11 protein-coding genes, 3 tRNA genes and 1 pseudogene are annotated in these 7500 nt (G+C 26.9%); 11 read left to right on the top strand and 4 right to left on the bottom strand.

The genetic code is table 11. The features are described from left to right. Positions 1-500: 500 nt before the first annotated feature. The gene (locus ATE90_RS00065; protein WP_101450544.1) at positions 501-755 is read right to left on the bottom strand and encodes a hypothetical protein; all 255 of its coding nucleotides are present in this window, start codon (positions 753-755) and stop codon (positions 501-503) included. A 110-nt stretch (positions 756-865) separates the two neighbouring features. On the opposite strand from ATE90_RS00065, the pseudogene ATE90_RS13800 reads away from it, so the two are divergent. The 11 genes and pseudogenes from ATE90_RS13800 to ATE90_RS00020 form a co-directional block, all read left to right on the top strand. Next, a pseudogene (locus ATE90_RS13800) lies at positions 866-940 on the top strand (hypothetical protein); the annotation flags it as partial. A 436-nt stretch (positions 941-1376) separates the two neighbouring features. Beyond that, on the top strand, positions 1377-2711 hold the full coding sequence (locus ATE90_RS00060; RefSeq protein ID WP_101450542.1) for a tyrosine-type recombinase/integrase: 1335 nt from the start codon (positions 1377-1379) through the stop codon (positions 2709-2711). Further along, positions 2701-3324, top strand: coding sequence for a hypothetical protein (locus ATE90_RS00055; RefSeq protein WP_101450541.1), 624 nt, complete (start codon positions 2701-2703; stop codon positions 3322-3324). The genes ATE90_RS00060 and ATE90_RS00055 overlap by 11 nt, the downstream gene beginning before the upstream one ends. Next, entirely contained in the window at positions 3305-3682 is a 378-nt protein-coding gene (locus ATE90_RS00050; RefSeq protein ID WP_143741090.1) for a hypothetical protein, read from the top strand. The genes ATE90_RS00055 and ATE90_RS00050 overlap by 20 nt, the downstream gene beginning before the upstream one ends. Before the next feature lie 89 nt (positions 3683-3771). After that, on the top strand, positions 3772-4035 hold the full coding sequence (locus ATE90_RS00045) for a helix-turn-helix domain-containing protein (protein ID WP_101450538.1): 264 nt from the start codon (positions 3772-3774) through the stop codon (positions 4033-4035). An 11-nt stretch (positions 4036-4046) separates the two neighbouring features. After that, positions 4047-4274, top strand: a complete 228-nt coding sequence (locus tag ATE90_RS00040; RefSeq protein WP_218971875.1) for a hypothetical protein — start codon at positions 4047-4049, stop codon at positions 4272-4274. Positions 4275-4420: 146 nt separating this feature from the next. Beyond that, positions 4421-4675, top strand: coding sequence for a hypothetical protein (locus tag ATE90_RS00035; RefSeq protein WP_101450537.1), 255 nt, complete (start codon positions 4421-4423; stop codon positions 4673-4675). Then, entirely contained in the window at positions 4654-5091 is a 438-nt protein-coding gene (locus tag ATE90_RS00030; RefSeq protein ID WP_101450536.1) for a hypothetical protein, read from the top strand. The genes ATE90_RS00035 and ATE90_RS00030 overlap by 22 nt, the downstream gene beginning before the upstream one ends. Before the next feature lie 189 nt (positions 5092-5280). Then, positions 5281-5658 (top strand): hypothetical protein, encoded by a 378-nt coding sequence (locus tag ATE90_RS00025; protein WP_101450535.1) that lies wholly within the window; start codon positions 5281-5283, stop codon positions 5656-5658. A gap of 151 nt (positions 5659-5809) precedes the next feature. Beyond that, positions 5810-5935 carry a hypothetical protein gene (locus tag ATE90_RS13750; RefSeq protein WP_302849298.1) on the top strand — a complete coding sequence of 42 codons (126 nt, stop codon included), beginning with the start codon at positions 5810-5812 and terminating at the stop codon, positions 5933-5935. A gap of 237 nt (positions 5936-6172) precedes the next feature. Continuing rightward, positions 6173-6526 (top strand): hypothetical protein, encoded by a 354-nt coding sequence (locus ATE90_RS00020; protein WP_101450534.1) that lies wholly within the window; start codon positions 6173-6175, stop codon positions 6524-6526. Between the two features lie 587 nt (positions 6527-7113). Here the strand turns inward: ATE90_RS00020 and ATE90_RS00015 are convergent. From ATE90_RS00015 to ATE90_RS00005, 3 genes are all read right to left on the bottom strand, one after another. Then, a tRNA-Leu gene (locus ATE90_RS00015) sits at positions 7114-7200 on the bottom strand. Between the two features lie 21 nt (positions 7201-7221). Further along, positions 7222-7292 (bottom strand) — tRNA-Gly (locus tag ATE90_RS00010). A 41-nt stretch (positions 7293-7333) separates the two neighbouring features. Further along, positions 7334-7400 (bottom strand) — tRNA-Asn (locus tag ATE90_RS00005). Between the last annotated feature and the right edge of the window lie 100 nt (positions 7401-7500).

Here is a 7500-nt window from a genome sequence, read left to right as displayed (position 1 = left end):
TATTAAATGCTTTTAAATGGTCTAATATAGCTTATTGACGTTCGATTAATGTCATAGATACGTAGTATTTCAATTCAATGAATTTAACGACATTCCAATCACTTAAAATAGTTGAAAAGGTATTTAGATAAAATCAAGTTATCCATCTGAAAAATTTAGAAAAATATCGAAACTATTAAGTATAAAAAAAGGGATGCTAACCCCTAGTAGGCACCCCTAATAAAAAAAAATGATTTAATCACAAATCGATGATTCAAAAATATATATAAGTTTTTACAATTTTTTTAAGCATTTTGCGTATTTTGAATATAATTTGCAGAAAAATCCAAAAGTATTAAACATAAAAAAAGAGAGTGTTTATACCCTCTCACAATCATTCTGCTATAAAATGAATTGAAAACCACCCATTGGATGGAAAAAAATTAAATATAGAAAATATCTGAATAGGTTATTGATTATATTTCAATTTGAAGGTAACTATTGGGGTTATTTAATAGCTATTATGAAAGTGTAATTGCACCTATTAACACTGCTATCAATTGAATCACGATTATAGTGGCTATCAAACTCGTATTCTTTCTATTCCTTTCTAATAATAACAAGGTGTTATATGCTATTGTATCTGATGTTGAAAGTTCTCCTTTAGAGTATGCTTTCTTAATGTCGTTATTTTTATCAAATTTTGCATAAGAATTTTCTTTAGCTATTTGTCTTTCTGACTTTGGTTTTGTGTTTGATATTTCTTCTTTAGTCATAATTCTATTTTTTTTTAGTTCAATTTATTTCAAGCAAACATAAAAGTTATAGGATAGAATTATATTGATTTATGTCATATTATACTTTTAGATAAGTAGATGTAAAACCACTACCAAAAGGAGTCTATGTAATTAGTATTAAAAATGGTTTACAAGAAGTAAGAAAGAAGTTTATTAAAAACTAAACTAATGCCATATCTAACAATTGATTTCTAATGATTAATCAAGATTAATTAATTGATTTTTATTTAATCGTTAGATTCTATTAACTATATGGTGAACTAATTTAAAAAAGATTGAATTTAATCGGTGTAATTCCTTGTTTATAGGAAGTATGTCAGAAATAAAAAAAGCTAAAAAAACAAAAAACCGTTGAAAATCAAAGGATTAACAACGGTTATTGTACTGAAGGCGGGACTTTAAACCTCGAATTTAGTCGACTTTTAAAACCCTTGTAAAACCTCGTTAATGCGTTTAAAATTAACTAATGCTATTAAAAATAAAGGTTTTAGCGTGTTAACTAAAGTTAACTAAAATTAATTAAGACTAAAAAATGGTTGGCAAACCGTTGGCAAAGATTAAAAAAGGTTGTAAATTCGTATTGTTCAAAACTCAATACTTATGGCTACTATTAAATACCAACTATTAAGCGAAAACGAAACCGCACCAATTTATTTAAGACTTTCAGTAAAACGTGGTTTAAGTCCACGTGCAAAAACAGGCTTACATATTAATCCAAAAGATTGGGGTACTAAAAGTTTTCCTAAGACAAATATAGATGCCAACAAAAAACTAAAATCTGACTTACAGAAATTAGAAACCTATATTTTAGATGAGGTTAATAATGCAAACACGAAAGGCGAAACAATAAACACGGCTTGGCTAAAGCATTATATCGATTTACATTTCGGACGTATTACAGAAACCACACAAAGCGATTTATTAACAGATGCAATACAAAGCATAATTGATGAAGCACCAACAAGAAAAAACGGTAAAGGCGGTATTGGTTTATCCAAAAGCAGAATTAATGCCTACAATTCATTAAAGAATATTCTTACAGATTATCAAAAGCAAAATTCTTTTAAGGTTAAAGACGTAAATGTAAAATTTGCAAAAGATTTTTTAAAATATCTACTCAATACAAAGAAGTACCAAAAAAGCTATGCGCTTAAAAAAATAGCAGACTTAAAAACGGTTTGTAATGATGCTTCATTTTATGGAATTGAAACCAGTACTCAATTAAAGAAAATAGATAGTACCAAAACAAAAAACGAAAATATACTTTATTTAAACCCTAAAGAATTACAGGCAATAGAAGAGGTTATTTTATTAAATGATGCACTTAAAAACGCTCGTAAATGGTTGTTATTAGGTTGTAATTTAGGACAAAGAGGTGGCGACCTTTTACAATTAGATGAAACCAATTTTAAGAACTTAAATAATTTAGAAGTTATACAACTGAAGCAACAAAAAACAGGTAAAAATGTTACCATACCAGTTTTAGAAAAAACAAAAGAAATAATAAAAAGTGGTTTACCTTATAAAATATCAATTCAGAAATTTAACCAGCATATCAAAGAGATTTGCAAACTTGCAGAAATTAACGAGCTTATAAAAGATAGTAAGATTACAGTAATAGAAAAAGGTAAGGGAAACAAGGAGAAAAGAAAAATAAGCGGGATTTATCCAAAGTGGGAGTTAATGGCTTCACACGTTTGCAGACGTTCATTTTGTACTAACTTATACGGTATTTTACCAACGCCCTTAATAATGAGTATATCGGCGCACAGTTCAGAAAAAATGCTACTAAATTATATCGGTAAGGATAGTTTAGACTTTGCCCAACAAATTGCAGATTTTTATACCTTACAAGCCTTAAAGAATAAAAAAGAACCTCAACTTAATGTAATTAAAAAACGCATCAAATCAAAATTAGAAAAATATGGATTTTGAGAAAAGAAATGAATTAATCGATAAAAATGATTTAATAAAGGGTTTATGTAATTCAATGACAGAAGTTTTTTTTGCCCTAAAAGGAGGGGAATTGGACAAGGGTATCTTTTTTTCAGATAATTTCAATGATGAATTTGGAATACAAGTTTGTAAACAAGATTTTAAATTTTATAAAGTTTTCTTTAAAAAAATAAGAAAGGAATATATTCCTTTTGAATTTGTTTTTGCTTTAAATTCAATAAAAGAAAGATTAAGTTTTTTAATAGAAAGTTTAAATAAATATGATGCTAAAAAAGAATATTATAAAAAGAATAATTTTGATTATCAAATTGTAATAAGTTTTATTGATAGATATCTATCTTTTTTTAAACACTATAATTCTGAATTATTATATCAATACTGTTTTGATTTACAAAAAGGTTTGTTTTATATCAATAATAGATACGTTGAACAGCGACTAAGTATTATTGAGGAAACTCTAGAAACCATTTATTTCAATGAAAAATATGGAGGAAAAGAAGTTGGTTTTGATTTAGGTAGCTCAGATTACGGTATTATTTATTTTATAAGACAAAAAGATGCTAAACATTTTTTTGAAAAAAGAAATAGATAAGAACGAATATAAGAAGCTAAAAGGAAATTTACAGGGAAATGGAAACCCAACTCTAATAGAAAACAAACACCCTGATATTTTTAAAGATAACGGTTTTGAAATATTCTTAAAATGGAATGAATTAAGTAAGGATGAGCCAATAAAAAAATTTAGTTTTATTTTTCAAAAGTTAAAAAGTTCGGAAATCAACAAAATAAGAAATTCAAAATTTAAGATATTGATTTTATGGCTTAAAGATAATAACTTTATAGATGAAGAAATACATAAAAATTTATTTGAACGTGGTTATTTCGATAGTCCTAAAAAGATTTTAACGTATGCAAGAAATGATTTATACAATTCAATTACTACTGATTAATAAAGCGATGATTTTCGTCGATAAGTACCCATAAAACGCCGTTAACATAGGCGCAAATTTGTATCACATTAATCTTAAACATTAAAAAGATGCAAACAGTACAGTTACAATTACCCACAGAATTTAAAACCGAACTTAATCTAATAAGAGCGGAATTAGAAAACCTTAAACTTCATTTCCAGCCAAAGCAACCTAAAACATATTTAAGTAGAGCAGAGGTTTCTAAATTACTTAATGTTAGCCTTGTTACTCTTAACAAATGGAACAAAAACGGAACACTTAAAGCCTTTGGTTTGGGTGGTCGTGTTTTGTATCGACAAGAAGATATTGATAATAAAATAGTTGAATTGTAAAAGGCTGAATGATGAGGACTAACAAATCAAACAGCCGTGAGTCTTTTGAGAAAGGACAAGGCGAAGTTAATAAAATTAAGAACCAAAAGAAAACCATATTTCAATATTTACAAAATCATATTGCTACTGGTTCAATGATTTCTGAAGCGACTGGAATACCTCAAAAATCTATTTGCAGATATAAAAGAGATTTAGAATTACGAGGCTTACTTTATGAAGTAGAAAAAAAAATATTGTAAAATAACAGGTTTTAAAGCTTGGTATTTAACCACTAATAAAGATTTGTTTCCACAGTCGAATCAATATAATTTATTTACTTAATAATGCCAGTTGATTTTACTACCTTAAGACTAAGGAGTATGATGCAAGTAAAATTCTTAATAATATGACTTTAGATTTCCCCCCTAATGTGGATAATAAAACGGGGGTTATTTTTGATAATAAGAGAGTTGCACAGCATCATTTTTGTAAGGTTATTATTTATGATACTGGAGCGGTTTATTTTAAAGGTAGCTTACATAAAATGTATAATTCATTAAAAGGGATTTATGCGCCTAACTACAATAAGAAAAAACCTTATAATGGATTTAATGGTAATAGTTTTAATTATGAAAATCTTTGTTTGTTATCAAATATTTAGAATCATTATTTGGAGTAGATAGTAGTTGTTTTGTTTTACAAAAAATAGAAATTGGCTTAAATCTTCAAATTTCAGTTAATCCTAAAAATATTATATCAAATTTATTAGAATCTGGAGGCAAAAAATTTGAACTCAAATATGAAGAAAATTTTGCTCAATTAGTTAAGGAGGAGTATGTTTTAAAAGTTTATAACAAAGGGAATCAATATGGAATGAATGGAAATATTTTAAGAGTGGAAATAAAGTCTAAACGAATGAGAGAATTCCAAACTGCGGGTTTTAAAACATTAAAAGACTTAACTATTGAAGCTTTAAATAAAGCTATTTTAAGACTTCTTAAGCGTTGGAATGATGTTTTATTCTATGATTACACAATTAACAAAAACAAGCTTAACAAAAGCAAAATATCGAATTAGAAAATAAATTTCAACATACTAAATATTGGTTATCAATTAAGGCTAACAACAAAGACAAGCCTAGAAAAAATATTTAAAAATAGTTGAAGATTTTCAACTAATCTACATAAAGAAATATCTATAAAAATAGAAAATACTAATATTTCACACTTCAATTAGATTGTGAAATATTACTCTAAAAAAAATAAAATGAGTAAAACAAAAAGTTTACAAAAGTTGACAGATTACGAGAACTTAAATTCTGTATCTGAATTAAAAGAATATTTAACTCTCAATCCTGAAAACAAATATGAAGTTGATAAAAATTTAAGATTAAGAGTCGAACAAGCTTACAATGATAAAGAAAGTAATGAGTTTGATTTAATTGAAATGCTTCTTTATATTACTGATGATGAAGATATAAAAGCAGACATTAGAAATACTACCTATGAAACGAATCATTCAATCATAACTAGTTATATTCATAATTATGTTATTGAATTTAGACAGTTTCCAACAATGTCAACAATTGCAAATAATATAAAATTGTCAAGGCAAACCGTTACAATCATTTTAATAATGGTTTAATCACAACAAACAATCGTTTAGTAAAAGGTAGAAATGAAGCTATGATATTTAAGGCATTGGAAAAACTGTATTTAATAGGAATTGAAGACAACAACCCAACAGCCTTAAAACACTTATACAGCTTTCAGGTTTAACAGCAAATAACAATGCAATGCAAGTAAACAATTATATTCAGATTAATAATTTAAAAATATCAAATGATGATATTCAGAAATTGCCTTTTGAAGACATTTTACAAATTGAAAATATTGTTTCAAAGACATTGTTAATAGAATAAATTGTAAATTAGCAATAAAAAAAATATTATGAAAAAGCTTTTACCTTATGTTTTGATAGTGTTTTGCGGTACATTATTTGGACAAACATTAGAAAAAACTTATACTTCTAATCATTATGATAAATAAACTATGCGTTCTTTATAAATGATGAAATAAATTTTACACAATTGACAGAACTACGAACGAGGTCAGATTTACGATTCCACTCATAATTTATTAAAACAGTTACAATCCAATTGAAAAATGACTGGGATTTTTTGTCTATCTATACAATAACAGATAAGCTTTTTAATTCTGATTCAAAAATTGAATTTATTGTAAGGTCAAGAAATCCAAGTATTCCTTATACTAATCTTACAGTTTTCAATGAAGATGGAGTTGAAATATTTGAATTTGAACTTGTCGATGATTTTAAATTAATAAAAACCCCTGAAAATACATTTAAACTCATAACTACGGGTTTTTATAATAACAATAAATTAGACTATAAAGTTTATAGCCTATCAGGTACACTTGATGCGAGTCAAGAAACATTATTAAATAAAAATATTATTCAGTATCCAAACCCAACTTCAAAAACTTGCATTTAAAAAACATTGAAATTACAAATAAAGGCAGTCTTTTAGAAATATTTACAATGGATGGCAAAAGAGTTCTTAAAAAAAACATTAAAAAAGCGAAACTAATATTGATGTATCAAATTTATCAAACGGGGTTTATTATTATAAAATAGGCATTTATAGTAGTAAATTTATTAAAGAGTAAATGCACGAAATGTAAGAAAATGAAGCTTTAAAAACAACTTTATTTTTGTTTAATCAAACTTATATCAAATTATTAATAATTTTATTTAATTAATTATTGGTTTTAATTTAATAGTTAAATTCTATTATATTTTTGAATAATCAATTTTTTTTTCAAATATATTTTAACTTACTTAATGTAAATATCGTTATTGTTGAGTTTAGTAAATCAATGTCTAGAATGCAACAAATATTCAAATATGAATCATTAATTATTTTTTTTAATTCTACTTACAAACTTTAATTAATCTATTTTAATTTGTTTTACGCACGTAAAAAGAGGGTTATTTTCAAATGGTCGGCAAATGGTTGGCAAGATTAGGTGGCTAAAAACAAAAAACCGTTGAAAATCAAAAGATTAACAACGGTTATTGTACTGAAGGCGGGACTTGAACCCGCACGGCCATTACTGACCACTGGATTTTTAAGTCCAGCGTGTCTACCAATTCCACCACTTCAGCATTGGTACTGTTTTGAGTTAGAGCGAAAGACGGGATTTGAACCCGCGACCCCACCTTGGCAAGGTGATGCTCTACCCCTGAGCTACTTTCGCAGTCTTTTTTTAATGAACTTTTAAGCTTTCGCTTAACTTGCTCCCCTCTTGGACTCGAACCAAGGACCCTCTGATTAACAGTCAGATGCTCTAACCAACTGAGCTAAGGAGGAGTTTGCTTCACATGATTTGTGTTTAGCGAGTGCAAATATATACCTTTTCCGAATATTGCCAAATACTTTTGATAAAAATTTTATTTTTTTTATTT

The sequence above is a fragment of the Polaribacter sp. Hel1_33_96 genome (genome assembly GCF_002846595.1).
Lineage (GTDB): Bacteria > Bacteroidota > Bacteroidia > Flavobacteriales > Flavobacteriaceae > Polaribacter.
The sequence above is the reverse complement of the archived record's forward strand: the minus strand, read 5'-3'. Positions and strand labels throughout refer to the sequence as shown.

Excerpts from the sequence above, each read along its gene's own strand:
- ATE90_RS00065 (WP_101450544.1), bottom strand. The coding sequence starts at position 755 with ATGACTAAAGAAGAAATATCAAACACAAAACCAAAGTCAGAAAGACAA.
- ATE90_RS00060 (WP_101450542.1), top strand. The coding sequence starts at position 1,377 with ATGGCTACTATTAAATACCAACTATTAAGCGAAAACGAAACCGCACCA.
- ATE90_RS00055 (WP_101450541.1), top strand. The coding sequence starts at position 2,701 with ATGGATTTTGAGAAAAGAAATGAATTAATCGATAAAAATGATTTAATA.
- ATE90_RS00045 (WP_101450538.1), top strand. The coding sequence starts at position 3,772 with ATGCAAACAGTACAGTTACAATTACCCACAGAATTTAAAACCGAACTT.
- ATE90_RS00040 (WP_218971875.1), top strand. The coding sequence starts at position 4,047 with ATGAGGACTAACAAATCAAACAGCCGTGAGTCTTTTGAGAAAGGACAA.
- ATE90_RS00035 (WP_101450537.1), top strand. The coding sequence starts at position 4,421 with ATGACTTTAGATTTCCCCCCTAATGTGGATAATAAAACGGGGGTTATT.
- ATE90_RS00025 (WP_101450535.1), top strand. The coding sequence starts at position 5,281 with ATGAGTAAAACAAAAAGTTTACAAAAGTTGACAGATTACGAGAACTTA.
- ATE90_RS13750 (WP_302849298.1), top strand. The coding sequence starts at position 5,810 with ATGCAAGTAAACAATTATATTCAGATTAATAATTTAAAAATATCAAAT.